This window comes from Metapseudomonas resinovorans (assembly GCF_002003485.1).
GTDB classification, from domain to species: Bacteria; Pseudomonadota; Gammaproteobacteria; order Pseudomonadales; family Pseudomonadaceae; genus Metapseudomonas; species Metapseudomonas resinovorans_D.
On the sequence record NZ_BDMA01000012.1, the window covers coordinates 106,611 to 131,992 of the forward strand.

The 25,382-nt window shown below is 64.1% G+C and carries 26 protein-coding genes; 16 read left to right on the top strand and 10 right to left on the bottom strand.

The window, feature by feature from the left end:
• Positions 1–3 precede the first annotated feature (3 nt).
• From MnOB_RS03255 to MnOB_RS03295, 9 genes are all read left to right on the top strand, one after another.
• On the top strand, positions 4–756 hold the full coding sequence (locus MnOB_RS03255) for a heme ABC transporter permease (protein ID WP_077521963.1): 753 nt from the start codon (positions 4–6) through the stop codon (positions 754–756).
• Complete coding sequence (gene ccmD, locus MnOB_RS03260) at positions 756–932, top strand: heme exporter protein CcmD (protein ID WP_077521965.1); 177 nt, start codon at positions 756–758, stop codon at positions 930–932. The genes MnOB_RS03255 and ccmD overlap by 1 nt, the downstream gene beginning before the upstream one ends.
• The gene (gene ccmE / locus MnOB_RS03265) at positions 929–1,375 is read left to right on the top strand and encodes a cytochrome c maturation protein CcmE (RefSeq protein WP_077521967.1); all 447 of its coding nucleotides are present in this window, start codon (positions 929–931) and stop codon (positions 1,373–1,375) included. Before ccmD ends, ccmE begins: the two co-directional genes overlap by 4 nt.
• A 4-nt stretch (positions 1,376–1,379) precedes the next feature.
• On the top strand, positions 1,380–3,353 hold the full coding sequence (locus tag MnOB_RS03270; protein WP_077521969.1) for a heme lyase CcmF/NrfE family subunit: 1,974 nt from the start codon (positions 1,380–1,382) through the stop codon (positions 3,351–3,353).
• Complete coding sequence (locus MnOB_RS03275; RefSeq protein WP_077521971.1) at positions 3,350–3,886, top strand: DsbE family thiol:disulfide interchange protein; 537 nt, start codon at positions 3,350–3,352, stop codon at positions 3,884–3,886. Before MnOB_RS03270 ends, MnOB_RS03275 begins: the two co-directional genes overlap by 4 nt.
• Positions 3,883–4,371, top strand: coding sequence for a cytochrome c-type biogenesis protein (locus tag MnOB_RS03280; RefSeq protein WP_077521973.1), 489 nt, complete (start codon positions 3,883–3,885; stop codon positions 4,369–4,371). The genes MnOB_RS03275 and MnOB_RS03280 overlap by 4 nt, the downstream gene beginning before the upstream one ends.
• Positions 4,368–5,579 carry a c-type cytochrome biogenesis protein CcmI gene (gene ccmI, locus MnOB_RS03285; protein WP_077521975.1) on the top strand — a complete coding sequence of 404 codons (1,212 nt, stop codon included), beginning with the start codon at positions 4,368–4,370 and terminating at the stop codon, positions 5,577–5,579. Before MnOB_RS03280 ends, ccmI begins: the two co-directional genes overlap by 4 nt.
• The gene (locus MnOB_RS03290) at positions 5,576–6,022 is read left to right on the top strand and encodes a hypothetical protein (RefSeq protein WP_077521977.1); all 447 of its coding nucleotides are present in this window, start codon (positions 5,576–5,578) and stop codon (positions 6,020–6,022) included. Before ccmI ends, MnOB_RS03290 begins: the two co-directional genes overlap by 4 nt.
• Before the next feature lie 237 nt (positions 6,023–6,259).
• Entirely contained in the window at positions 6,260–6,808 is a 549-nt protein-coding gene (locus MnOB_RS03295; RefSeq protein WP_077521979.1) for a DUF4124 domain-containing protein, read from the top strand.
• Between the two features lie 34 nt (positions 6,809–6,842).
• On the opposite strand, the gene MnOB_RS03300 is transcribed toward MnOB_RS03295, so the two are convergent.
• Both MnOB_RS03300 and MnOB_RS03305 read right to left on the bottom strand, forming a co-directional pair.
• Positions 6,843–7,493 carry a hypothetical protein gene (locus MnOB_RS03300; RefSeq protein WP_077521982.1) on the bottom strand — a complete coding sequence of 217 codons (651 nt, stop codon included), beginning with the start codon at positions 7,491–7,493 and terminating at the stop codon, positions 6,843–6,845.
• A 219-nt stretch (positions 7,494–7,712) separates the two neighbouring features.
• Positions 7,713–8,516 carry a helix-turn-helix transcriptional regulator gene (locus MnOB_RS03305; RefSeq protein ID WP_077521984.1) on the bottom strand — a complete coding sequence of 268 codons (804 nt, stop codon included), beginning with the start codon at positions 8,514–8,516 and terminating at the stop codon, positions 7,713–7,715.
• A gap of 207 nt (positions 8,517–8,723) precedes the next feature.
• Between MnOB_RS03305 and MnOB_RS03310 the strand changes: the two genes are divergently transcribed.
• Positions 8,724–10,088, top strand: a complete 1,365-nt coding sequence (locus MnOB_RS03310) for an APC family permease (protein WP_077521986.1) — start codon at positions 8,724–8,726, stop codon at positions 10,086–10,088.
• 15 nt (positions 10,089–10,103) lie between these two features.
• Positions 10,104–11,210, top strand: a complete 1,107-nt coding sequence (locus tag MnOB_RS03315) for a DmpA family aminopeptidase (RefSeq protein ID WP_077521988.1) — start codon at positions 10,104–10,106, stop codon at positions 11,208–11,210.
• A gap of 18 nt (positions 11,211–11,228) precedes the next feature.
• Here the strand turns inward: MnOB_RS03315 and MnOB_RS03320 are convergent, their stop codons facing one another.
• Complete coding sequence (locus MnOB_RS03320) at positions 11,229–12,227, bottom strand: sulfate ABC transporter substrate-binding protein (RefSeq protein WP_077521990.1); 999 nt, start codon at positions 12,225–12,227, stop codon at positions 11,229–11,231.
• Between the two features lie 221 nt (positions 12,228–12,448).
• A complete protein-coding gene (locus MnOB_RS03325; RefSeq protein ID WP_077521992.1) occupies positions 12,449–14,629 on the bottom strand; it encodes a patatin-like phospholipase family protein in 2,181 nt (726 codons plus the stop codon).
• 72 nt (positions 14,630–14,701) lie between these two features.
• On the opposite strand from MnOB_RS03325, the gene MnOB_RS03330 reads away from it, so the two are divergent.
• The gene (locus MnOB_RS03330; protein WP_077521995.1) at positions 14,702–14,986 is read left to right on the top strand and encodes an Rdx family protein; all 285 of its coding nucleotides are present in this window, start codon (positions 14,702–14,704) and stop codon (positions 14,984–14,986) included.
• Positions 14,987–15,073: 87 nt separating this feature from the next.
• Positions 15,074–16,102 carry an ADP-glyceromanno-heptose 6-epimerase gene (gene rfaD, locus MnOB_RS03335; RefSeq protein WP_077521997.1) on the top strand — a complete coding sequence of 343 codons (1,029 nt, stop codon included), beginning with the start codon at positions 15,074–15,076 and terminating at the stop codon, positions 16,100–16,102.
• A 173-nt stretch (positions 16,103–16,275) separates the two neighbouring features.
• On the opposite strand, the gene MnOB_RS03340 is transcribed toward rfaD, so the two are convergent.
• The 3 genes from MnOB_RS03340 to MnOB_RS03350 all read right to left on the bottom strand — a co-directional run bounded on the left by MnOB_RS03340 (position 16,276) and on the right by MnOB_RS03350 (position 18,327).
• Positions 16,276–17,160, bottom strand: coding sequence for a DMT family transporter (locus tag MnOB_RS03340; RefSeq protein WP_077521999.1), 885 nt, complete (start codon positions 17,158–17,160; stop codon positions 16,276–16,278).
• Complete coding sequence (locus MnOB_RS03345) at positions 17,157–17,492, bottom strand: tRNA-binding protein (protein ID WP_077522001.1); 336 nt, start codon at positions 17,490–17,492, stop codon at positions 17,157–17,159. The genes MnOB_RS03340 and MnOB_RS03345 overlap by 4 nt, the downstream gene beginning before the upstream one ends.
• An 82-nt stretch (positions 17,493–17,574) precedes the next feature.
• Positions 17,575–18,327 carry an AraC family transcriptional regulator gene (locus MnOB_RS03350; RefSeq protein WP_077522074.1) on the bottom strand — a complete coding sequence of 251 codons (753 nt, stop codon included), beginning with the start codon at positions 18,325–18,327 and terminating at the stop codon, positions 17,575–17,577.
• Positions 18,328–18,461: 134 nt separating this feature from the next.
• Here MnOB_RS03350 and MnOB_RS03355 point away from each other — a divergent pair, with 134 nt between their 5' ends.
• On the top strand, positions 18,462–19,295 hold the full coding sequence (locus tag MnOB_RS03355; protein ID WP_077522003.1) for a UDP-2,3-diacylglucosamine diphosphatase: 834 nt from the start codon (positions 18,462–18,464) through the stop codon (positions 19,293–19,295).
• Positions 19,292–20,317 carry a glycosyltransferase family 4 protein gene (locus MnOB_RS03360; protein WP_077522005.1) on the top strand — a complete coding sequence of 342 codons (1,026 nt, stop codon included), beginning with the start codon at positions 19,292–19,294 and terminating at the stop codon, positions 20,315–20,317. Before MnOB_RS03355 ends, MnOB_RS03360 begins: the two co-directional genes overlap by 4 nt.
• Before the next feature lie 172 nt (positions 20,318–20,489).
• Here the strand turns inward: MnOB_RS03360 and MnOB_RS03365 are convergent, their stop codons facing one another.
• Both MnOB_RS03365 and MnOB_RS03370 read right to left on the bottom strand, forming a co-directional pair.
• Positions 20,490–21,851 (bottom strand): adenylate/guanylate cyclase domain-containing protein, encoded by a 1,362-nt coding sequence (locus MnOB_RS03365; protein WP_371578857.1) that lies wholly within the window; start codon positions 21,849–21,851, stop codon positions 20,490–20,492.
• 314 nt (positions 21,852–22,165) lie between these two features.
• On the bottom strand, positions 22,166–22,483 hold the full coding sequence (locus MnOB_RS03370; RefSeq protein ID WP_077522009.1) for an Mpo1-like protein: 318 nt from the start codon (positions 22,481–22,483) through the stop codon (positions 22,166–22,168).
• 143 nt (positions 22,484–22,626) lie between these two features.
• Between MnOB_RS03370 and MnOB_RS03375 the strand changes: the two genes are divergently transcribed.
• The gene (locus MnOB_RS03375; protein WP_077522011.1) at positions 22,627–23,637 is read left to right on the top strand and encodes an AraC family transcriptional regulator; all 1,011 of its coding nucleotides are present in this window, start codon (positions 22,627–22,629) and stop codon (positions 23,635–23,637) included.
• 122 nt (positions 23,638–23,759) lie between these two features.
• Here the strand turns inward: MnOB_RS03375 and MnOB_RS03380 are convergent, their stop codons facing one another.
• Positions 23,760–25,214 carry a TrkH family potassium uptake protein gene (locus tag MnOB_RS03380; protein ID WP_077522013.1) on the bottom strand — a complete coding sequence of 485 codons (1,455 nt, stop codon included), beginning with the start codon at positions 25,212–25,214 and terminating at the stop codon, positions 23,760–23,762.
• Positions 25,215–25,382: the final 168 nt, after the last annotated feature.

Sequence of the window (25,382 nt, forward strand, 5' to 3'; positions counted from 1 at the left end):
CCGATGAACTGGACCTGGTTCCATAAGCTTGGCTCGCCGAAGTGGTTCTACGAAATCAGTGGGCGCTGGCTGCCCTGGTTCGCCTGGGGCGCGGTGATCCTGATCACCCTCGGCCTGGTCTGGGGGCTGGCCTTCGCGCCGCCGGACTACCAGCAGGGCAACAGCTTCCGCATCATCTATATCCACGTGCCGGCGGCTTTCCTCGCCCAGTCCTGCTACATCATGCTCGCCGTGTGCGGGGTGGTCGGCCTGGTCTGGAAGATGAAAATCGCCGACGTCGCCCTGCAGGCCGCCGCCCCCATCGGCGCCTGGATGACCTTCGTGGCGCTGGTGACCGGCGCCATCTGGGGCAAGCCCACCTGGGGCGCCTGGTGGGTGTGGGATGCCCGACTGACGTCGATGCTCATCCTCCTTTTCCTGTACTTCGGTGTGATTGCCCTCGGCCAGGCGATCAGCAATCGTGACAGCGCCGCCAAGGCCTGTGCGGTGCTGGCGATCGTCGGCGTGATCAACATCCCGATCATCAAGTACTCGGTGGAGTGGTGGAACACCCTGCATCAGCCGGCCACTTTCAAGATCACCGAGAAACCAGCCATGCCCGCGGAAATGTGGGTGCCGCTGCTGATCATGGTGCTCGGCTTCTACTGCTTCTTCGGCGCCGTGATGCTGATGCGCATGCGCCTGGAAGTGCTCCGGCGCGAGTCCCGCGCCAGTTGGGCCAAGGCCGAGATTCAGGCACAAGTGGGTAAGGTCTGATGAGTTTTTCTTCCTTCACCGAATTTCTCGCCATGGGTGACCATGGCCTGTATGTCTGGACCGCTTACGGCATCAGCCTGGTGGTACTGGCCATCAACGTCGCCATGCCGCTGATTGCGCGGCGCCGTTACCTGCAAGACGAGGCGCGCCGTTTGCGCCGGGAGGAGTCAAAGTGAATCCGGTTCGCAAGAAGCGTCTGTTCATCATCCTTGCCATCGTGGCGGGCGTGGGCATTGCCGTGGCGCTGGCGCTTTCCGCGCTGCAACAGAACATCAACCTGTTCTACACCCCCACCCAGATCGCCAACGGCGAGGCCCCGCAGGACACCCGCATCCGCGCTGGCGGCATGGTGGAAAAGGGCTCGGTGCAACGCAGTGGCGACTCCCTCGACGTGCAGTTCGTCGTCACCGACTTCGCCAAGAGCGTGACCATTCGCTACCACGGCATCCTTCCCGACCTGTTCCGCGAAGGGCAGGGCATCGTCGCCCTCGGCAAGCTGAATGGCGATGGCGTGCTGGTGGCTGACGAAGTGCTGGCCAAGCACGACGAGAACTACATGCCGCCGGAAGTGACCAAGGCCCTCAAGGAAAGTGGCCAACTTCCGAAGAAGGAGGGCTGACCTGATGATTCCCGAACTCGGCCATCTGGCCCTGATTCTTGCCCTGTGCATGGCGCTCGTGCAGGCAACGCTGCCGCTGATCGGCGCCTGGCGCGGTGACCGCCAGTGGATGAGCCTGGCGCAGCCGGCCGCCTGGGGGCAGTTTGCGTTTCTGGCCTTCGCCTTCGGCTGCCTGACCTACGCGTTCATGGTGGACGACTTCTCCGTCGCCTACGTCGCCAGCAACTCCAACAGTGCACTGCCCTGGTACTTCAAGTTCAGCGCCGTCTGGGGCGCCCACGAAGGTTCGTTGCTGCTGTGGGCACTGATCCTCGGCGGCTGGACCTTCGCCGTGTCGATCTTCTCCCGGCAATTGCCGGAAGTGATGCTGGCCCGTGTACTGGCCGTGATGGGCATGATCAGCATCGGCTTCCTGCTGTTCCTGATCGTCACCTCCAACCCGTTCAATCGCCTGCTGCCGAACATGCCGGCCGACGGCAATGACCTCAACCCGCTGCTGCAGGACTTCGGCCTGATCGTCCACCCGCCGATGCTCTACATGGGCTACGTGGGCTTCTCGGTGGCTTTCGCCTTCGCCATTGCCGCGCTGCTCGGTGGTCGCCTGGACGCTGCCTGGGCGCGTTGGTCGCGGCCGTGGACCATCATCGCCTGGGCCTTCCTCGGCGTGGGTATCGTGCTCGGCTCCTGGTGGGCCTACTACGAGTTGGGCTGGGGCGGCTGGTGGTTCTGGGACCCGGTGGAAAACGCTTCCTTCATGCCCTGGCTGGTGGGGACCGCGCTGATTCACTCCCTGGCGGTGACCGAGAAACGCGGCGTGTTCAAGAGCTGGACCGTGCTGCTGGCCATCGCGGCGTTCTCCCTCAGCCTGCTGGGCACCTTCCTGGTCCGTTCCGGTGTGCTGACCTCGGTACATGCCTTTGCCTCCGACCCGGAGCGCGGCGTGTTCATCCTGGCATTCCTGCTGTTGGTCGTGGGCGGTTCACTGGCGTTGTTCGCGGTGCGTGCTCCCGTGGTGAAGAGCCAGGTGGGCTTCGCCCTCTGGTCCCGCGAGACCCTGCTGCTGGTGAACAACCTGGTGCTGGTGGTGGCGGCCTCGATGATCCTGCTCGGCACCCTCTACCCGCTGGTACTGGACGCCCTGTCCGGCGCCAAGCTGTCGGTGGGCCCGCCGTACTTCAATGCTCTGTTCGTGCCGTTGATGGGCCTCGTCATGCTGGCCCTGGCCGTCGGCGTGCTGGTGCGCTGGAAAGACACCCCGGTGAAATGGCTGCTGGGCATGCTCGGTCCGGTGCTGATCGGCAGCCTGTTGCTGGGTGTGCTGGCCGCCTTCTTCTATGGCGACTTCCACTGGGCGGTGCTGGCCGTGGGCGCGTTGTCTGCCTGGGTCGTGCTGGCCGGTGTCCGGGATTTGATCGACAAGACCCGCCACAAGGGCCTGCTCAAAGGTGCCGCTGGCCTGACCCGTAGCTACTGGGGCATGCAACTGGCCCACGCCGGTATTGCCCTCTGTGCCCTGGGTGTAGTGCTCTCCAGCCAGTACAGCGCCGAGCGCGACCTGCGCCTGGCACCTGGCGAATCGGTGGAGCTGGGCGGCTATCGTTTCCTCTTCGAGGGCGCGGCTCACCATGAAGGCCCGAACTTCACCTCCGACAAGGGCACCGTGATCGTCTACGAGGGCGAGAAACAGGTATCGGTGCTGCATCCGGAGAAGCGTCTGTACACCGTGCAGCAGTCCGTGATGACCGAAGCCGGCATCGACGCCGGGTTCACCCGCGACCTCTACGTCGCGCTCGGCGAACCCCTGGACAATGGCGCCTGGGCCGTACGCGTACACGTCAAACCCTTCGTCCGCTGGATCTGGTTGGGCGGCTTGCTGATGGGCCTCGGCGGCCTGCTCGCGGCCTTCGATCGTCGCTACCGCGTGAAAGTGAAGACCCGCGTCCGTGAGGCGTTGGGCATGGCTGGAGCCCAAGCATGAAGCGTTTGATCCTCGTCCTGCCCCTGCTGGGCTTCCTCGCCATCGCGCTGTTCCTGTATCGCGGACTGTTCCTCGATCCGGCCGAGCTGCCCTCGGCCCTGATCGGCAAGCCGTTCCCGGCCTTCTCGCTGCCCAACGTCACCGGAGAGCGCACCCTCACCGAGGCCGACCTCAAGGGCAAGCCGGCGCTGGTCAACGTTTGGGGCACCTGGTGCGTGTCCTGCCGCGTGGAGCACCCGGTACTGAACAAACTGGCGGAGATGGGCGTGACCATCTACGGCGTCAACTACAAGGATGACAACGCCGCCGCGCTGAAATGGCTGAAGGAGTTCCACAACCCCTATCAGTTGGACATTCGCGACGAGCAGGGCAGCCTCGGCCTGGACCTGGGCGTCTACGGCGCTCCGGAAACCTTCCTGATCGACAAGGACGGCATCATTCGCCACAAGTTCGTCGGTGTGATCGATGAAGTGGTCTGGCGCGAGCAACTGGCCCCGCTGTACCAGTCCCTGGTGGATGAGGGCGGCAAATGAAACGCCTGATCGCCGCTGCCCTGTTGGGGCTGGCCCTGACCGGAGTCGCCAAGGCCGCCATCGACACCTACCAGTTCAAGGATGAGGCCGAGCGCGAGCGCTTCCGCGTCCTGACCGAAGAACTGCGTTGCCCGAAGTGCCAGAACCAGAACATCGCCGACTCCAATGCTCCGATTGCCACCGACCTGCGCCGGGAAATCTTCCGCATGCTGGAAGAGGGCAGGAGCAACGACGAGATCGTCGACTACCTGGTGGCGCGCTACGGCGACTTCGTGCGCTACAAGCCGCCAGTCAACACCCGCACGCTGCTGCTCTGGTATGGCCCCGCCGGCCTGCTGGTTGGCGGCCTGGTGGTGCTGGGCATCATCGTCGTCCGCCGTCGCCGGGTGGAGAACAGCCCCACGCAGGTGCTGCTTTCCGCCGATGAGCAGGCCCGTCTCGACGCCCTGCTGAACTCCGAGAACCAGGACAAGAAAGACTCATGATCGATTTCTGGCTCGCCGCCGGCCTGCTCCTGCTGGTCGCCCTGGCTTTCCTGCTGATCCCCGTGCTGCGCGGCCGCAAGGCCCAGACCGAGGAAGACCGCACCTCCCTCAACGTCGCCCTCTACCAGGAGCGCCTGGACGAACTGGACTCCCAGCATGCCGCCGGCACCCTGACCGCCGAGCAATTTGAAGCCGGCCGTGCGGAAGCTGCCCGTGAACTGCTGGCCGATACCGAAGGTGCCGACAACGGCCGCGTTTCCCGTCTGGGCAAAGCCCTGCCGCTGGTGGTCGCGATACTTGTGCCGGCACTGGGTTTCGGCCTGTACCTGCACTGGGGCGCCAGCAGCAAGGTGGAGCTGGCCCGTGAGCTGCGCGAGCAACCGCGCAGCATCGAGGAAATGACCTCGCGCCTGGAGCGCATGGTCGAGGCGCAACCGGAATCCGCCGAAGGCTGGTACTTCCTCGGCCGCACCTACATGGCGCAGGATCGCCCGGCGGATGCCGCGCGTGCCTACGAGCAGGCCGTCAAGCGTGGCGGCCGCGAGCCCGAGCTGCTCGGCCAGTGGGCCCAGGCCCTGTACTTCGCCAGCCAGAAGAAGCTGACCCCCGAGGTCAAGGCGCTGACCGAAGAGGCCCTGAAGGCCGATCCCAACGAAATCACCAGCCTTGGACTGCTCGGCATCGCCGGCTTCGAGGAAGGCCGCTTCCAGGACGCGATCACCTACTGGGGACGCTTGATCACCCAGCTGCCGGCCGACGATCCGTCCCGTGGCGCCCTGCAGGGCGGGATCGACAAAGCGCGCGAAAAACTCAAGGAGAGCGGCGTGGCGGTCGAAGAGCCGGCCACAGCCCCGGCGCCGACCGGTGCCCAGCTCAAGGTCCATGTCGATCTGGCGGCCTCCCTAAAGGACAAGGTGCAGCCCGGCGACAGCGTGTTCATCTTCGCCCGCGCCACCTCGGGCCCGCCGATGCCGCTGGCGGTCAAGCGCATGACTGTGGCCGACCTGCCGGTGGAAGTCAGCCTGAGCGACGCGGACGCGATGATGCCGCAGCTCAAGCTGTCCAATTTCCCCCAAGTGCAACTGGTCGCCCGGATTTCCCGTAGTGGCAATGCGACCGCAGGTGAATGGATAGGAAGCAGTTCGCCGCTGTCTACTGGTACGTCGGATACCCAACGACTGACCATCGACAGCCCGGACAAGAAATGACCATCCACACCGCGTTTCCGGCAGCGCCGAGCACCCGCTTCGGCCTGCCCCTGATCTGCATCCTCCTGACCCTGGCCGGTTGTGCTGGCCAGGGCCCCTATCAAGAACCCGAAGAGCCGGTGTGGGAACCTTCCCGCAAGCCGCCAGCGGTTCAGACTCCGCCGCCGCAGAATCGCCCGCTGCCGCCGGTTCAGCCGCAGCCTCCCAAGCAGGCTCCGCGCATGAAGGCCCATCCGCGCTTTGCGCCGCCACCCGGCGGTAACTGCTACTGGGACACCGGTCTGGGCGTCTATGTGCTCGAAGGTGAGCGCAACGTGTTCTATCGGGAGCGCGTCTACTATCGCTGGGACAATGGCTGGAGCTACTCCAATGGCCCACAGGGGCCCTGGCAACCCACCGATTCCAGTGGCGTTCCGGCAGGCCTGGGCCGGCATTTCCGCTGATTCGTATACCCGGATTTTCAGTAGTCCCCCGAGCACAAGGCCGACCTCTTGTAGGGTGCGCTGCGCGCACCGATTCCGGGATCTGGCCTCGTAACCCCTCAGATCACCGGTGCGCACGGCGCACCCTACTGGATCGGCTTCATGCCGTGGTTTCCCACGTTCAAATGAACGCCTCCGGTTGCCCCTGCCATTGGCCTTCTGTAACGTGCTGGCATTCCGCTATCTCGGAGGTCACGGATGCTGCCCCGTCTTGCTTTTGCCGCCATCGCCGTGCTGCTGGCGCAACCCCTTGCCGCCCAGGTTTACCAGTGGCGCGATGCCGATGGGAAGCTGCATTTCACCGACACCCCGCCGCCTCAGAGCCGCGCGGTGGAGAGCGAGAACCTCCAGGTGAACAGCATGAATTCGCTTCCCCCAAAACCGCCGGAACCGGCCGTCGACCCTGAGGCACAGAAGCCATCGCCCACCCCAGCCCAGCTCCAGCAGAAGGGACTGCAGCAGTGCTCCACGGCCATCGCGCGCATGCCTACCCTGATCAACGAAACGCAGAAGCTCGGCCGCGATGCGGTGCGCAAGCAGAAGATCACCCAGAACCAGCTCGACAAGGCGATGTTCAAGATGGACGACTTCTACAAGGGCCTGAAGCGCAACGAGCGTGAGTGCGTTAGCGAGTACGTCGCCAGCGAGAAAAGCCGGGTTTCCATCGATTGCCTGGCGGACACGCAGGACGTGCTGACATTCGGCCAGTGCATGCAGTTTGCCGAGTGGGCTGAGACGTTCCGATAAGCTGCCGGGGCGCATGAGCGCCCCGAGGCGAGCGTCACTGGCGGTCGGGGAGGGAGGTGGTGATGACTTCGGCCCGGCTGCGCTTGCGGGCCAGGGCGACCAGCAAATGCATGACGCCGTAGCCGGCGATGATCAGCAGCGGATAGGCCGCCATCAGTTCGGCCAGGCTGTACTTCCACGCCAGTGGCCTCCCCACACCGAGCAACGCCGCGTAGAACCAGGACACCGCAGAGACCGTGCCGGCGAACAGTGTCAGGTTGCGCACAGCTGGCTGCAGAGCCAGCAGCGAGCCGGCGCGTGTCAGGGCGGGCAGTACGGCGCGATGCAGCAGCATGCCGTTGAGGGTCAGCAGTGCAACGATCAGGACCTTGGCCTGCAGCTTGGGATTGAGCAGGTAGGTCCAGCCCTTCACAGACATGTCCAGCAGGATGATGGCGGCGCCTGTCACCCAGAGCATCAGCAGTGCCAGGGAAATGGTGCGTTGCAGGGATTCCAGGTGAGACGGCCGGCAATGTGCGGAGTCGTCGCCTCGCAGCAGTTGCCTTGCCATGGCGAGGTCGCTGGTGACCACCAGGCCAACTGCCACGCAGCAGGCGATCAGGTGCATGTAGACGACCGCCAGGCGAACCAGTTCGAGGTTGGCCTCCTGCTTCAGCAGAGCAGTGACCAGGTGAAAGAATTCCATGCTTTGTCTCTTGTTCTATGAACTCGCTATCCCCGTCCCGCATCTGGAAAAACGCGGGTTGCTGCGGCTCAGAACCGAGAATCATTACCGCAGGGGCGGCGATGTTATTTGTAAATAATTATTAGGGTCAAATGAATATAGGATGACGATCGTTCCAGATTGTGCTGATGGAGAGGGCGATCGCCGGCCTGAGAGCGCGTGGGGGAAAGCGCCAGTGGCTCAGGGATTCTCCGGATCGTGGCCAAGGGCCTGGATGAACAGCGAGAACAGCTCCGGCTGGGACGAGATGTCCAACTTGGCGTAGAGATGCCGACGGTGCACCTTCACCGTCTCCGGTGAAATGGCCAGACGCTCGGCCATGGCCTTGGACGAGTAACCCCGAAGGATCAGCCGGGCAATCTCCAACTCCCGATCCGACAGCACGCCGGCGCCGAACTGGCTCAGGGCGTCGCGTACCTGCGAGGCGACTTCATCCTGTCGGGTCAGCAAGGGAACGTGGGTGCGCTGCAACCAGTGCTGTTCCATCAGCGCCAGGACCCATCCCGACAGCATCCCCAGCATTCCGCACTCCTCAGCGCTGAAGCGACGGCGCATGCCCAGCGATAACGACAGGCTGCCCCGGCTCTCCAGCTGGACGATGAATTGCACCTCGTCCTCCAGCACGTTGTCGTGGAAGTAGTTCAGGTAGTACTCGCTCTGGCGAAAATGGTCCGGGGCGATCTCCTCCAGCCGGTAGAAACCATTGGGCAGGCCTTCGCGGCATGCCTGGTAGAAGGGGTCGAGCAGGTACAGGCCGTCCAGGTAGACCGGCATGGAGGCCGGTCCGGCTTGCGGCTCCGCGTCGTACTCCTCCAGGGGCTGGGGCGCGCCGTCGCTGGGGTAGAAGGTGGCCAGGGCATTGTCGAACGGCAGCCACTGGTGCAGCAGCAGGATGAGCTGCTTCCAGAAGCGGTCACCGCCGAGCTGCCCGATTGCGCGACCCAGGCCGGCGTGCAGGGCGGCTTCCCTGAACAGACTGTCCATCCGGTTTTCCGATCGGGTGATGGGGTAGAGGTAGCCAAGCTTGGCTGATCCGGGGCGGGCATCGTCAAGGGGCGTACTCCAATAGGGTGATTGGCGTGTCCTGAAGGTCTGCCGAGAATCTACCCACATCGACAGCGTCCCGATCAGGCGACGCACTTCACGGATTCCTACTGCCTCAACCACCAATAACAACCAGAGGATCAGGATATGCCCGCGCCTACCCCCGAGAACGGCGTGCTCAAGCCCAGATTGAGCACCGCTGACGTAGTTGCCATCACCGTTTCCAGCGTCACACCCGCCAGTTCGGTTTTCGTCATCGCGCCATTCGCCATCCAGCAGGCTGGCAGCGGGGCCTTCCTGTCATTCGTGCTGGCCGGCGTGCTGGCGCTGATGTTTGCCTGGTGCTACGCGGAACTGGGCCGTGCCCACAAGTCCGCCGGTGGTGAGTACGTCTACGCCAAGCGCGTGTTCGGCGGCCTGCCTGGTTACGCGACCTTCCTCATGGTGCTGGCCATGCTGCTGTTCATCCCGCCGGTGCTGGCCACTGGCGCTGCGACCTACCTTAACGTCGCCCTTGGTACGCAGTTCGATTCGCAACTGGTCGCCCTGCTGGTTGTGGCGGCCAGTTACCTGCTGGGCATCCTCAACATCAAGCTCAATGCCTGGGTCACCGGCGCCTGCCTGCTGCTGGAAGTGGCGGCCCTGCTGGTGATTGTCGCGCTTGGACTCGGCAATGCCACGCAGCCGGCCAGCGTGCTGTTGCATCCGCAGATCGTCGACAACGGCGTACTGGGCGTGGCGCCCATGGCGCTGGTGCTGGGCGCAGTCGGCATGGCCCTGTTTTCCTACAACGGCTTCGGTGGAGCGGTGCTTATGGCCGAAGACATGAAGTGCGGCGGTCGAGGGGTTCCGCGTGCGGTGCTCTGGTCGCTGCTGCTGGTGGTGGCCATCGAACTCGTCCCGCTCACCGCAATCCTTATCGGGGCACCGTCGCTGACGGAGATGATCGCCAGTCCCGACCCCATCGGTTACCTGCTCTCGAGTCATGGCAACGAGACGCTGTCGCGGCTGGTCAGTGCCGGGATTTTCCTCTCCGTGTTCAACGCCATCATCGCCATCGTCATCCAGATCGGTCGGGTGATCTTCAGCAGCGGCCGCGACGAACTGTGGATGCCATCCCTCAATCGCGCCTTTACCCGCATCCATCCACGCTGGGAGTCGCCCTGGCTCGCCACGCTGTTCCTGGCCGTGCCGTCGGCGTTGCTCAGCTTCAGTTCCAACCTGGCGGAGATGACCTCGTTCACTGTGCTGCTGATCGTCCTCGTCTACCTGATCGTCGGACTCTGCGCGCTCTTCAGCCGCGTGCTGCGGCGTGACGTGGAACACAGCTACCGCATGCCGCTCTGGCCACTGCCGGCCCTGCTGGCGGTCACCGGCGCGGGGTATCTGCTGCTCAACCTGGTGCAGGAAGCGTCCAGCCAGGATCTGTTGATCATCTTCGGGCTGCTGGCGGTATCGGCCATCCTCTATGGCACCTACGGCAAATTCAGCCCGGCTTTCCAGAAACTCTGAGTCACAGGAGTCGTTATGCGCGCGCGTCAACTTGGTATCACCATCGGACTCGGCACGCCGGGTGAATTCAACGCCATCACGGATGTGCCGGGCGTGCGGGTTGGACACAGCACGATCTGCGAGGAGCGCGGCGGCAAGCCGGTGCGTACCGGTGTGACAGTGGTACAGCCCCGGGACGGTTCGGCGCGCGAGCAGCCCTGCTTCGCCGGCTGCCACGTACTCAACGGTAATGGCGATGCCACCGGCCTGGAGTGGATTCGCGAGGCGGGACTGCTGACTACGCCCATCGCCATCACCAACACCCATAGCGTTGGCGTGGTGCGCGATGCACTGGTGGCCTCCGAGCGGGACGCGTCCGGCGATGCGGTGTACTGGTGCATGCCGGTGGTGATGGAAACCTACGACGGCCTGCTCAACGACATCTGGGGCCAGCATGTCGGGCCCCAGCAGGTAACCGAGGCGCTGGTCGAGGCGTGCTCCGGCGACGTGGCCGAAGGGCCTGTCGGTGGCGGCACCGGCATGATCTGCCATGAGTTCAAAGGGGGCATTGGCACCGCTTCCCGGCGTCTCGCCGCAGAGCAGGGCGGCTGGACCGTGGGCGCCCTGGTGCAGGCGAATCACGGCGTGCGCCAGGAGTTGCGGGTGGATGGCTATCCGGTCGGCCGGGTATTGCGGGAGATCGAGTCGCCCTTCGCCGAGCGCGACACCCCTGGCATGGGCTCCATCGTGGTCATCCTGGCCACCGACGCGCCGCTGTTGCCGCACCAGTGCCAGCGCCTGGCCCAGCGCGCCTCCATCGGCATCGCCCGCACCGGCGGTGGTACCGAGGATTCCAGCGGGGATATCTTCCTCGCCTTCGCCACTGGCAACCGGGACATGCCTGCTGCGAACTATGCACGCAAGGACCAGCCGTTCAGCACGCCACTCGTCATGGTCAACAACGATCACATTTCGCCGTTGTTCGCGGCGGCTGCGGAAGCGGTGGAAGAGGCCATCGTCAATGCGCTGGTGGCCGGGCGCGAGATGATCTGCGCGGATGGGCGGCGAGTGCCGGCGCTGGAAGGGGAGACATTGCTGGAGGCCCTGAAAGCACAGGGCTGGAAGGGAAAACCTGCCCGCTGATGCGGGCAGGTTGGAGGCTTACTGGCCGGTGTAGACCTGGTCGAAGATGCCACCGTCGTTGAAGTGGGTCTTCTGTACGTCGCGCCAGTTGCCGAAGGTTTTCTCCACGGAGAGGAATTCCACCTTGGGGAAGCGATCGGCGTATTTGGCGAGGATCTCCGGGTTGCGCGGACGCAGGTAGTTGTTGGCGGCGATGGTCTGGCCTTCGTCGCTCCACAGGTACTTGAGGTAGGCCTCGGCGGCGGCGCGGGTGCCTTTCTTGTCCACCACCTTGTCGACCACGGCCACCGGCGGCTCAGCCTCGGCGGAAACGCTGGGGTAGACCACTTCGAAACCGCCACGGCCGAACTCGCGGGCGATCATCTCGGCTTCGTTCTCGAAGGTCACCAGCACGTCGCCGATCTGGTTCTGGATGAAAGTGGTGGTGGCGGCGCGGCCGCCGGTGTCCAGTACAGGCGCCTGTTTGAACAGCTTGCCGACGAACTCCTTGGCCTTGTTCTCGTCACCGCCGTTCTTCAGCACATAGCCCCAGGCGGAGAGGTAGGTGTAGCGGCCGTTGCCGGAAGTCTTGGGGTTGGGGACCACGACCTGTACGCCGTCCTTGAGCAGGTCCGGCCAGTCCTTCAGGGCCTTGGGGTTGCCCTTGCGGACGATGAATACGGTGGCCGAGGTGAAGGGGGCGCTGTTGTTCGGCAGGCGGGCGGCCCAGTCCTGCGGCACCAGGCCGCCGTTGTCGGCCAGGGCGTTGATATCGGTTGCCTGGTTCATGGTGATGACATCGGCGGGCAGGCCGTCGATCACTGCGCGGGCCTGCTTGCTGGAACCGCCGTGGGACATCTGCAAGGTGATGTTCTCGCCTTTTTCCTCTTTCCAGTGCTTCTGGAAGGCGGCGTTGTAGTCCTTGTAGAAGTCGCGCATCACGTCGTAGGAAACGTTGAGCAGGGTCGGCGCGGCTTGGGCGGCGCTGGCCAGGGCGAGGCCGGCGGCAAGGAGGGAGGCGGAAAACAGTCGTTTCACAGGGCGTTCCTTCTGGGCAGTGTTAGCAGGCGACTATAGCTGATGGCCATATAGGCTTTTAATACTAAAAAGTCATTTGGTTATTTCCATTCGCGCAGTCAGCTCTTGTAGGTTGTGGCTGAGCTATGCGAAGCCCAACACGCGGAGCCGAGGCTTGAAATGTTGGGCTTCGCTGCGCTCTGCACCAACCTACGGTAGAGCGGTGTCGGAATCGCCCGAGGTCAGAACACGCGGCCGAGATTGAGGTAGAGCGCGCGTTCGGCCTCGTCATTCAGGCCGTAGCTGAAGTCCAGGGGGCCCAGCGGTGTGTCGAAACTGACGAATAGGCTGGCCGCGTTGATGTAGCCGCTGTCGAAGCTGTTGTCGTTGTTCCAGGCCCTGCCACGCTCCAGGCTGCCGCCGACGTAGAGCGGAACGTCCAGCGGCAGGAAGGAGCGCTGGGTGAGACGGCGGTAGTAGATGGCCCGTGCCAGGCTGATGTTCTGTCCGGCCACGGAGTCCTGGCGGAAGCCCGAAAGTTGCCGCGCACCGCCCAGCAGGAAGCTCGATGTGATCACTTCGGCGTCATCCAGTGTGCGGCCGTAGCGTCCCCCCAGGACGAAGGTGTCCGGACCGGAACCCAGCGCCTTGTCCAGGCTCAGTTGCCATTGCCGATAGCGCTCGTCGGAGCCCAGGCTCGGGTCGTACTGGCGCAGGCTCAGGCTGATGTCTTCGCCCTCGTGGGGGTAGTCCACGTTGTCCAGGGTGTCGAAGGAATACTTCAGTTCGTAGTAGCCCTCGGTGAACTCGAAGCTGGGCAGGTCGCGCTCGCCCACCCGCACATCCGCCTGGCCCCAGGCTTGGCCTACGCCGAAGCGGATCTCACCGTTGTTGGCGATCTGCCGGCCAAGGTTGAGGCCGTAACCGTAGCGCTCCAGGCGGTATTCGGCGATGGGGTCGTTGTCGAGGATGGCTTCGACGTTCTGCGCCTCGCCGAACAGATAGGGCGCCACGAAATAGCGCGAGCCGGCGTCCAGCGGTTGGTAGAACTCGCTATAGAGCTCCTGGTGGTCGCCCAGCTGCAGGCGCGTCAACCATTCGGCGCCCAGTTCGTTGATGCCGTTCTTGCGGTAGCTGGCGCCCAGGTTGAAGGCACTGTCTCCGCGCATGTCGTCGGAAAGGTTCAGGCCCAGGCGCAGGTAGTCGGTGCCGGCACGCTTGCCGCGCGCGTTGATCACCAGGGCGTTGCCATCCTTGCGTTTGACCACCCGGTAATGCACCTGCTCGAAGTAGTCCAGGCCATACAGGGTGCTCATGTCGCTTTGCAGGCGATCGAGGTTCAGCGGTTGGCCCAGGGGCTGGCGAATGTAGCGACGAATCACCGCGTCACCGATTTTCGAGTCGTTCTCGATGAGGATGCTGCGAATTACCGGCGTGCGTTCGCTGGGCAGGCGCGCGCCGTCCAGCGCCTGGTCGCGGCTGGCTGACAGCGGGCGCAGTTCGGCCAACCGCGGGGCAAGTATCTGCGCGGCCCGGTAGCCGGCGTCGATCATCTCGCGGGAGCGGCCGAAGTCAGTGGCGCCGTAGCCGGCCAGGGGCGGCTGGATGAGCACGTCGGTGGCTTCGAGCGTGGCCAACTGGGCTTCGGAGTTGGTGCGGGTCATCAGGGTGACCGACTGGTTGAGCACGTCCACCACCGTTGCCAGTTCTTTGCGCGAACGCAGCGGCGTGCCGATGTCGACCACGATGACGCGGTCCACCCCCATCTCGCGGGCCACGTCCACTGGGATGTTGTCCACCATTCCGCCGTCCACCAGCAGTCGTCCGTTCACTTCCACCGGGGCGAAGACGGCGGGTATGGACATGCTGGCGCGAATCGCCTGGGGCAGGTGGCCCTTGCGGAATACCACCTTCTCGCCGGTGGCGATATCGGTGGCGACGGCGCGGAAGGGGATGGCCAGTTGGTCGAAGTCACGGGTATCGCTGGTGTGCACCAGCAGGCTTTCCAGCAGCAGGGCGAGGTTCTGGCCCTGGATCACCCCCAACGGCAGGCCGAGGCTGCCGTCGTCGCGGAAGCTCAGGCGTTGCTTGACCAGGAAATCACGGTCGTCCTGCTTGCGGCGGAACGGGACTTCCTGGCGTGGCGGGTCGTCGGACAGTGCTCGCTGCCAGTCCAGGTGGACGGCGATCTGCTCCAGCTCGTCCACGGGGTAGCCGGCGGCGTAGAGCCCGCCGATGACGGCCCCCATGCTGGTGCCGGCGATGGCGTCGACCTTGATGCCCTGTTCCTCCAGTGCCTTGAGCACGCCGATATGGGCGAGGCCACGGGCGGCGCCGCCGGACAGCACCAGGCCGATGCGGGGTTCGGGTTGGGCGAGGCAGAGGAGGGGGGCGAACAACAGGCAAAGCAGAAGGCGGCGCATAACGCATCCCTGGTCAGGCGAAAGTCCGAAGCCGGCTATTATAGGGCGCCCAATCCGTCGCCGAGCCCAGCCATGTCCGCAAGCAAGCCCGAAATCGTCATCAACTACTGCACCCAGTGCCAATGGCTGCTGCGTGCTGCCTGGCTGGCCCAGGAGCTACTCAGCACCTTCAGTGACGACCTCGGCAAGGTGAGTCTGGAGCCCGGCACCGGCGGCGTGTTCCGGATTACCTGCGACGGCGTGCAGATATGGGAGCGCAAGGCGGATGGCGGCTTCCCTGAGGCCAAGGTGCTCAAGCAGCGTGTGCGCGACCAGATTGACCCGGCGCGGGACCTTGGCCACAACGATCGACCCTGATCCCGCGTTTTTTGCTACAGGTCAACGGGAGCCCGCTGATCGAGGCATAGCCTGACGGCATTTCCATCTTCGTGGAGGAAGTCCGTCATGAGCATCATCGTCACCGGTGCAGCCGGCTTCATCGGAAGCAACCTGGTCCAGGCACTCAATGACCGCGGTGAGACCGACATCATCGCCGTCGACGACCTGACCGAGGGCGACAAATTCCGCAACCTCGCCGATGGCGAGATCGCCGACTACCTGGACAAGCGCGACCTGCTCCCGCTCCTGGGCGAGGGGCGACTGGGACGGCCGAGCGCGGTGTTCCACCAGGGCGCCTGCTCCAGCACCATGGAAGGCGATGGGCGCTTCATGATGGACAACAACTACCGCTACAGCTGCGAGCTGCTGGAGGCCTGCCTGGCCCAGGGCGTGCCCTTCATCTATGCGTCGTCGGCGGCCGTCTACGGCGGCAACCGGGTCTTTCGCGAGGAGCGCGAAGCGGAACGGCCGCTGAACGTCTACGGCTATTCCAAGTTCCTCTTCGACCAGCGGGTACGTCGCCTGCTGCCACAGGCCCGCAGCCAGGTGGTGGGACTGCGCTACTTCAACGTTTACGGCGCGCGCGAGGGCCACAAGGGGCGCATGGCTTCGGTGGCCTTTCACTGCTTCCGGCAGTATCGCGCCAGCGGCAAGGTCAGCCTGTTCGGCGCCTATGACGGCTACCCCGGCGGCGAGCACCTGCGGGACTTCGTTTCCGTGGAGGACGTGGCGCGGGTGAACCTGCACTTCCTCGACCAGCCGCAGTGTTCCGGCATCTTCAATCTCGGCAGCGGGCGTGCACAGCCGTTCAATGATGTGGCCTGGAGCATGGTCAATGCCCTGCGCGCCCACGAAGGCCTGCCGCCGCTCAGCCTGCTGGCGATGCGCGAGCAAGGGCTGCTGTCCTACAGCGAGTTCCCCGATGCCCTGCGCGGCAAGTACCAGTGCTTCACCCAGGCTGATATCAGCCGTTTGCGCGAAGCCGGCTTCCGTCAGCCGATGCTGGATGTACAGCAGGGCGTGGAACGTTATTGCCACTGGCTGCTGGAACAGGAGTCGGGCGGGCGACTGCCGGAAATGGGCCAGGCTGCCTGAGCGTGTTTCGCGAAACGGGGCAGGGAGTGCGATTCCGATGAAGGCAGGCAAAGGGCGCCGCTCGCTTGCCCCGTTTCGCGATCCCGAGGCAGACCTTGTAGGAGCGAGCTTGCTCGCGAACCTCCTGAGCCAGCCCTTTCTGCCGTTTCGCGAATGAATTCGCTCCCACAGAGTTAAGGCGTCGCAGGGGCTGCCTTGGCTTCGGCCGGCGCACCTTTACGCGCCGACAAGGCGATAGCGAAGATGATCAGCGCACCGCCAGCCAGCATGCGCAGGCCCGGTTGTTCGTCGAACAGCCACCAGGCGAAGGCGATGCCGTAAACCGGTTCCAGGGCGAAGATCACCGCCGTGGTCCGTGCCTTCAGCACCTTGAGGCTCGCCACGAACAGACTGTGGGCGAGGCCGGTGCAGAACACCCCGAGCAGGGCGATCCAGAACCAGTCCATCGGCTTCACGTCGTGCAGCAGTGGCCAGCTGAAGGGGGCCAGGCACAGCACGATGGTGAGGTTCTGACAGAGCGCAGCCTTCACCGGGTCCAGGCCCTTCACGCTGACGCGATTGAGCAGCGACAGCAGTGAGAACAGCAGGCCCGAAAGAATCGCCGAAAGCAGGCCCTGGGTGGCCGCGCTGCCCCAGTCGAAGCTGGGCGTTACCAGCACCAGGCCAAGGCTGACCAGACCCACGATCAGCATTTCCTGGACGCGGATGCGCTCGCGGAACAACAAGCCTTCCAGCAAGAGGGTGAAGGCCGGGAAGCTGGCGAAGCCAAGCGTGGCGATGGCGACGCCCGCCACCTGAACCGCATGGAAGAAGGTGATCCAGTGCGCGCCCAGCAGCAGGCCGCCGAGCGCCAGCATGGTCAGTTGGCGCAGGCCGGGATTCTGGCTCTTGCCCCGGGTGATGAACTGGGCGAAGAGCGCCAGCGCAATCACGGCGAACAGCCCGCGACCGAAGGTGATGATCATCGGCGCGGTATTGGCGAGCTTGCCGAAGATGCCCGAAAGCCCGAACAGCAGGGCGCCCAGGTGGATGGCCAGCAGCGCGTTGCGTTCCATCATGCCAGGCGCGCCCCGTTGGGCAGCGGCTTGTCGAAGCTGGTCAAGACCACTTTGTTTTCGTCGTCATGCACACCCGTGACGAGGATCTCCGAGCGGATGCCGGCAATGCGTTTGGGCGCGAAGTTGCAGACGCAGAGCACCTGGCGGCCGACCAGTTCCTCGGCCTGGTAATGGGCCGTGAGCTGGGCACTGGAGGTCTTCACCCCGAGTTCGCCCAGGTCCACTTCCAGCACGTAGGCTGGTTTGATCGCCTTGGAGTTGGGGGCGGCTGACAACACCGTGCCGACGCGCAGTTCGACGCGCTCGAAGTCGGCCCATTCGATGGTGGACATGGGGTTCTCCCTGATGACAGTCGCCCCAGTCTAGTGACGACGAACGACCTTGTCTGTCGTCAGGCTCGCGGGCTTTGTCGCGCTACTCGCGCCCACTGCGCAGGGCGCGAGGGGTGAGGCCGAACTCGCGGGAGAGGGCGGCAGTGAAGGCGCTCTGGGAGCTGTAGCCGACGCGTGCGGCGATTTCCCCCACGGCCAGACGGCTTTCCAGCAGAAGCTGGCGGCCGAGATGCAGACGCCGGGCGCGCACGTAGTCCATGGGCGTCTGCCCGGTCTCGCTGAGAAAGCGGCTGTGGAAGCGTGCCACCGACAGGCCGCAGAGGCGGGCCAGATCGGCCACCTGCAAGGGGTGGGCTGCGTGCTGGTCGATATGGGCGTCCAGCGCGACCAGGGGAAGGGCGCTGCTGTCCTCCGGCTGTGCACCCGGTGCGGCGAGGCTGGCCAGCAGCAGACCGGCGGACTGACCGGAAATCACTTCATCGGCCAGGGGACTGGCGGCGATCCAGCTGACCAGCTGGCTCTGCGCCGGGTTCAGGTTCAGCGCGCCGGGACGCTCCAGCAGGCGCCGGCCCGCATCGAAATGACGACCCAGGGTGTGGCGCAGCCAGTCGTCGTCAGGCACATCCACCACCAGGCAGAGGCTGCCACCCGGGCTGCCGCAGGCGTGCCTGGCTTCAGGCGGTACCACCGCCAGGGTCTGGCGTTCGACCCGAGCGCCCAGGCCATCCACTTCGAAGTCCAGGCTGCCGGTCAGGCCGAAGACCAGTTGGGCATGGTCATGGCTGTGGATCAGCAGGTCGTGGTTGTACTGGCGCAGGGACAGGATCGAATGCATGGCGCGTACCTCGGGGCAGGCGGCCATTCTACTCCCAGTTACGCGATGCGCGCTGTCACAGGCCTGCAACCTCGCGTTCATTCTCGGTTCACCGCAAAAGCTCACCATCGGCGAAACCCCGCCGGAGGTCGCCCATGAGCAGCGTCGAACGCCTGGAACCCGTCAACAAGACCAAGCCCCGCAAGCAGCGCGTGCGTACCCTGTGGATTTCCGATGTCCACCTGGGCACCCGCGACTGCCAGGCCGAGCACCTGGCGCGCTTCCTCAAGCAGTACCACGCCGACCGCATCTACCTGGTGGGTGACATCATCGACGGCTGGAAACTGAGGGGCGGCATCTACTGGCCCCAGGCGCACACCAACGTGATCCGCCGTCTGTTGACCATGAGCAAGCGCGGCACGGAGGTGATCTACGTCACCGGCAACCACGACGAATTCCTGCGTCGCTACTCGGCGCTGATGCTGGGCAACATCCAGCTGGTGGACGAGGCGGTCCACGAAACCGCCGATGGCCGTCGCATGCTGGTGATCCACGGCGACCAATTCGATGTGATCACCCGCTACCACAAGTGGCTGGCCTTCCTCGGCGATTCCGCCTACGAGTTCACCCTCACCCTGAACCGTTGGCTCAACCACTGGCGCGGGCGCTGGGGCTACGGCTACTGGTCGCTGTCGGCGTACCTCAAGCACAAGGTTAAGAGCGCGGTGAACTTCATCAGCGACTTCGAGGAAGCCATCGCCCACGAATGCGTCAAGCGCGGACTGGACGGCGTGGTCTGCGGCCACATCCACCACGCGGAGATTCGCAAGGTGGGCGAGGTGGAGTACCTCAATTGTGGCGATTGGGTGGAATCCTGCACCGCGCTTATCGAGCACTGGGACGGCAGCATCGAACTCTATCGCCTGGCCGACGCCCAGGCGCGGGAGCTGGAGGCTCGCGCCGTGGAGCTGGTCGAGCCGGCGGCATGAGGATACTGATCGTCAGCGATGCCTGGCTGCCCCAGGTGAATGGAGTTGTCACCAGCCTGCAGGCGCTGATGAGAGAGCTGGAAGGCCTCGGGCACCAGGTGATGCTGCTGTCGCCCCAAGGCTTTCGCTGTCGGCCCTGTCCGAGCTATCCGGAAATACCCCTTGCCTGGGACCTCTGGCGTGTCGGGCCGATGATCGAAGCCTTCGAGCCCGATTGCGTGCACCTGGCCACCGAAGGGCCCCTCGGCTGGGCCGCGAGGCATTGGCTGGTCAAGCGCGGATTGGCCTTTTCCAGCGCCATCCATACGCGCTTTCCTGAATACATTCATGGCCGCTGGCCCTGGCTGCCCCTCTCCTGGGGCTATGCCTTCCTGCGTCTGTTCCACCGTCCCAGCCAGGCAGTGCTGGTGACCACCGAACGCATGCGCGAGACATTCGCCGAGCATGGGCTGGTCTGGCTCAACCTGTGGCGCAAGGGCGTGGACACGGCGCTGTTCCGCCCCATGGCGCTACCCCGGCCGGAGGTGCCGGTGTTTCTCTATGTCGGCCGACTGGCCATGGAAAAGAACGTCGAAGCTTTCCTGGGCCTGGACTTGCCCGGCGAGAAATGGGTGGTGGGTGACGGACCGCTGCGGAGTGAGCTTGAAGTGCGTTATCCCGCTGCGCACTTCTTCGGCTACCGCCAGGGCGAGGAGCTGGCGCGCTTTTATGCACAGGCCAGCGTGCTGGTGTTCCCCTCGCTGACCGATACCTATGGCCTGGTGATGCTCGAGGCGCTGGCCTGCGGTACGCCGGTGGCGGCCTTTCAGGTAGCCGGTCCGCTGGACGTGCTGGAAGCCGGCACGACCGGTTGCATGGACGACGACCTGCAGAAAGCCTGCCTGGCGGCGCTGGAGCTGGATCGCAGACTTTGCGCCGAGAAGGCGGGGCGGTTGTCCTGGCGGGCGTCGGCCCTGGAGTTCCTGGCGCGGCAGCCGATGCTGGATGGCGAATCTTTCCCGAACGCAGTTCCCGATCTGTAGGGGCGAATTCATTCGCCAAGGACTGCGCAGCTGGCTTGTCGGGTCTAAACAGGGCAGACCGTAGGGTGCGCTGTGCGCACCGATTCCGGGACCGGCTTCGGCATCACGTCAAACTGTTGTCGAGCTGTAGGGGCCAATCAACCGCGAATGAATTCATCCCCACGGTCATGGGTCAGGGAATGATCTTGTCGCGCAATTTCTCTGCGGCCAGTTGCAGGGCCTGGATGACCTTGGCCTTGTCGTAGTTCTGGATGCTGTTGGTATCCAGGTACATGGAGAAGCCGGGCAGTTCGTGTTCGACGTAGCTGGAAGCGGCGCCCAGGTCGCGGCGGAAGTCCACCACCTGGTAGATCTGCACCGGACGCGTGAAGCCCTTGACGTTTATCTGGCCCTTGTCGCGGCACATGATCACGTCCTTCACCAGCGAATAGGTCTCGTGGGAGATGAGGATTTCGCCAGCTTCGGATGCGGTTTCCAGGCGGCTGGCCAGGTTCACTTCGCGGCCGATGATGGTGTAGTCCATGCGCGTGTCGGCGCCGAAGTTGCCCACGGTGCAGTAGCCGGTGTTGATACCCATGCGGATTTCCAGCGGCTTGGTGATGCCCTGGGCACGCCATTGCTGGCGCAGCACTTTCATGTGCTTGCGCATGGCCACCGCCATGGAAACGGCAGCCACGGCATCCTTCTTGGCGCCCTGGGTGGAAGGGTCGCCGAAGAACACCATGACGCTGTCGCCAACGAATTTGTCGATGGTGCCGCCGTACTTGAGGGCGATCTTCGACATGTCGTTGAGGTAGTTGTTGAGCAGGTCGGTCAGGGCTTCGGCTTCGAGTTCCTCGGAGAGTTCGGTGAAACCCTTGATGTCGGAGAAGAACACGCTGAGCTTCTTGCGCTGGGTTTCCAGTCGCACGCTTTTCTTGCCGCTGAAGATCATTTCCCAGACCTGGGGCGACAAGTATTTGGCGAGGTTGCGGGCCAGGCGCGCCGCCTTCTCTTGCTCGCGCTTGATCTCGCTGCGGGCCTGGGCCAGACGCAGGCCCTGCTGGTGGACGAAATAGGCCGTGATGCAGATGTAGAGGGTGGTGAAGAACACGCTGACGACGGCCAACAGGGCCGGGGTGCCGCCTTTGATGGCAGGCTGCAGCGCCAAGCCGACGACCGCCATGCTGATCAGCGAGCCGCCCAGCACGAAAGCCATCTGGCGCAGACCGCCGAGGATCATGGCGCTGAAGCAGAGGGTCAGGACGACCATCAGTGTTGGCACGACGGAAAAGCCGAGCAGGGCGACGGCCGCGCCGGCGTGGAAGGTGTCGATGCCGAGGAGGATGCGGTCGGTGGGTTTGCCCGGGAAGCGCAGGCTCAGATGGTGGGCCAGATGCGGATAGAGCAGGGCGTAGGGGACCATCCAGAGGATGTCGAAGCCGAAATGCTGGACAGAGGTGCCGGCGGCGATGCTGGCGGCAATGGCCATATAGGCCAGCACACGCGAGTAGTACTCACGCAGCACGGGCGTCGCGGTGGAGGGGTCGAGCATGGCAGGCTTCATGGCTTGGGTCTGTCCCTGGTGCTTTCTTGACGCGGGTTTGCAGCATTCGCGAAATGCTGCAAGTCCTGGGCCATGGCTTTGGCTGGTGCGGGATCATAACCAAGCGAGGGACCGGCGGCCAAGCTGGCGCCGATCCCTTCGTTCTCAGAACCTGTTCACGGTCTTGCGAGCTAGAGCCATGCAAGGCAAAAGCAGGCAAGGAAGCGGAGTTTACAGCTGTAAATGAGCATTCCGACCGGGCTGGCGCTCCAGCCTGCTTTTAACGCAGCAGGGCCGACGCGCAGCTGATCGTGAGCAGGTTCTCAGAAGCGGATGCGACCGGTGAAGGCATCCTTCAGCATCACCCAGTCGCCCATGAAGCTGTACAGCGGGTACTTGAACGTGGCGGGCTTGTTCTTCTCGAAGACGAAGTGCCCCACCCAGGCGAAGCCGTAGCCGGCGAAGGGAATGGCCAGCAACCAGATCCACTGTTGGGTGGCCAGGGCATAGCCGAGAATGCTCAGCACCAGCAGGCTGCCGACGTAATGGAGACGGCGGCAGGTGTCGTTGCTGTGTTCCTGCAGGTAGTAGGGGTAGAACTCGGCGAAGCTTTGGAAACGATTGACGGACTCGGCGGGCATGGTGGCTGCTCCAGGTTCTTGTTGTCTGGAGCAGTGTAGGACGGGTGTCTCCGGGGGCCAGTGACAATGGGCGCCACTTTAGTATCCTTGCCGGCACTCCGCCCTGCAGGCGGCTGCCTTGAACTTCAGAACAAGAAGGCGCCATGAGCGAACGCACGACTTCTTCGAGCTGGGCCCTGGGGATAGTCCAGGCCCTGGAAATGGGCGGTGTGGACTGCCGCAACCTGTTTCCCGAACTCGGTCTCGACTACCAGGCCTTGAACGATCCCGACGCCCGCTTCCCCCAGGACGGCATGACACGCCTGTGGTTGCGCGCGGTCGAGCTGTCCGGCAATCCGGCCATCGGCCTGAACATGGCCAAGGTGGTGCGACCGGCGTCCTTCCATGTGGTGGGTTATGCGCTGATGTCCAGTCGCACGCTCAAGGAAGGATTCGCCCGGCTGGTGCGCTACCAGCGAATCATCGCCGAGGGTGCCGACCTCAGTTTCAGCGGTACGCCTGAAGGCTACGAGCTGCGACTCTCTATTCATGGCGATCGGTTGCCGCCAGCGCGGCAGAGCGCCGAAGCGTCCATGGCTTATTGCCTGGCATTCTGCCGCTGGATGACCGGGCGACCGATCAACCCGCTGGAGATTCGCTTCCAGGGGCCGGCACCGGCGGATCTCGAGCCTTATCGCCAGGTGTTCCAGGCGCCGTTGCGCTTCAACGCCGAGCACTGCGCCTTGCTCTTCAGCCGTGCCGACATGGATACGCCGTTACCCACTGCGAATGAATCCCTGGCCCAGTTGCACGATCGCTTCGCCGGCGACTATCTGGCGCGCTTCTCCGGTACTCGCGTGACCCATCAGGTGCGTCAGGTGCTTTGCCGCCTGCTGCCCCAGGGGGAGCCCAAGCGCGAGGTGGTTGCGAGCCTGATGCACCTCTCGCAGCGCACGTTGCAACGGCGTTTGCAGGAGGAAGGTGTGAGCTTCCAGCAATTGCTGGACGACACGCGCCGCGAACTGGCTGAGCAGTACCTGGCGCAGGCGAACCTGACCTTGCTGGAGATTGCTTATCTGCTGGGCTTCGCCGATCCGAGCAACTTCTTCCGTGCTTTCCGGCGCTGGTTCGACAGCACGCCCGGTGAGTACCGGGCGCGATTGGAAGAGGTCTGATCCGGTAGGGTGCGCCGTGCGCACCGGCGGTTTGATGGGGGCCGAAACCGATCCACGAATCGGTGCGCGCAGCGCACCCTACGGTCCAGACCGAGCTAAAGGGGTCGGTGCGCGTAGCGCACTCAGTGCCGCCAGAAGTAAGGCGTCATCAGCACCAGTACGGTCAAGATCTCCAGGCGACCCAGCAGCATGCCAAGGGTCAGCAGCCATTTGGCGCTGTCTGGCAGGCTGGAGAAGTTACCGGCCGGGCCGATGATCTCACCCAGGCCGGGACCGACGCCGGAGACGGTGGCGGCGGCGCCGGTGAGAGCGGTGATCCAGTCCAGCCCCAGCAGCGACAGGCCCAGGGCGATGCCGCAGATAATGATGGTGAAGAAGAACGAGAAGGTCAGGATCGAGCGGACGATTTCATCGTCCAGGCGGTGGCCGTTGTAGTTCTGCTTGATCACGGCTCGCGGGTGCACCAGCTGCTTGAGGTTGGCCTTGAGCAGGATATAGGCCACCTGGAAACGGAAGATCTTGATGCCGCCGGCGGTGGAGCCGGAGCAGCCGCCGACGAAGCCCAGGTAGAAGAACAACATCAGCGAGAAATTGCCCCACAGGCTGTAGTCGCCCAGGGCGAAACCGGTCGTGGTGAGCACGGACGTCGTATTCACCGCCACATGGCGCAGGGCGTCCAGCCAGTGGAGGTTGGTCGTCAGCCAGTACCAGGTGCCGAGCACCAGCCAGATGATCAGCAGCAGGCCGAGGAAACCGCGAACCTGCTCATCCTTGAACAGCGCCAGGCGATGACCGCGAAACACCGTCACGTAAAGCATGAAGGGCAAGCTACCGAGGATCATTACCACCACCGCCACCCAATGCACCGCAGGTTGGTGCCACTTGGCCAGGGATTGGTCCGAGGTGGAGAAGCCGCCCGTGGAAATTGCCGACATGGCATGGTTGATCGCATCGAACATGCCCATGCCGGCAGCCCAGAAGGCCAGGGAGCCGAGCAGGGTGAAACCGACGTAGATTGCGACGATGTACTTGGCCACCATGTGCGAGCGGGGCAGGACCTTTTCCGAGCGGTCGGAAGACTCCGTCTGGAACAGGCGCATGCCACCGATACGCAGCAGCGGCAGGATCGCCACCGCCATGCCGATGAAGCCGATACCGCCGAGCCAGTGCAATAGCGAGCGCCAGATCAGGATGCCGGGCGACATGTTGTCCAGCCCGCTCAGCACTGTGGCGCCGGTGGCGGTGATCCCGGACATGCTCTCGAACCAGGCATCGGTGAAGCTGATGTGCTGGGTGAGCAGGAAGGGTAGGGCGGCGAATGCGCAGACGACGATCCAGCTCGAAACGGTCAGCAGATACATGTCGCGGGGGCGCAGATGGACATGCTCCGGCCGTCCGGGAATGACCAGTGCCAAGCCGGCGATGAAGGTGATCAGGCTCGACCAGACGAAGGAGTTGATATCGCCGGTGCGGTCATAGATCACCAGCGTCAACACCGGAATGGCCATGCTGACGGCGAGGGTGATCAGGAAAATGCCGATGAGGAAGCCGATGATGCGGAGAGTCGGCAGGGCCATGGTTTCTTTTTCTGGCTGATGGGCGAAAGGCGCAATTCTAACCGCGCCCAGCGCCCTGTAAACCCGGCGCGAGAAAGGGAAGTGAGACCGGTTGCGGCCCGCCCGTGACTAAACCCGAATAACTGAAGCACGGCGCTTGCGAGACTGAGTCGCGTTATCCGCTAGAAT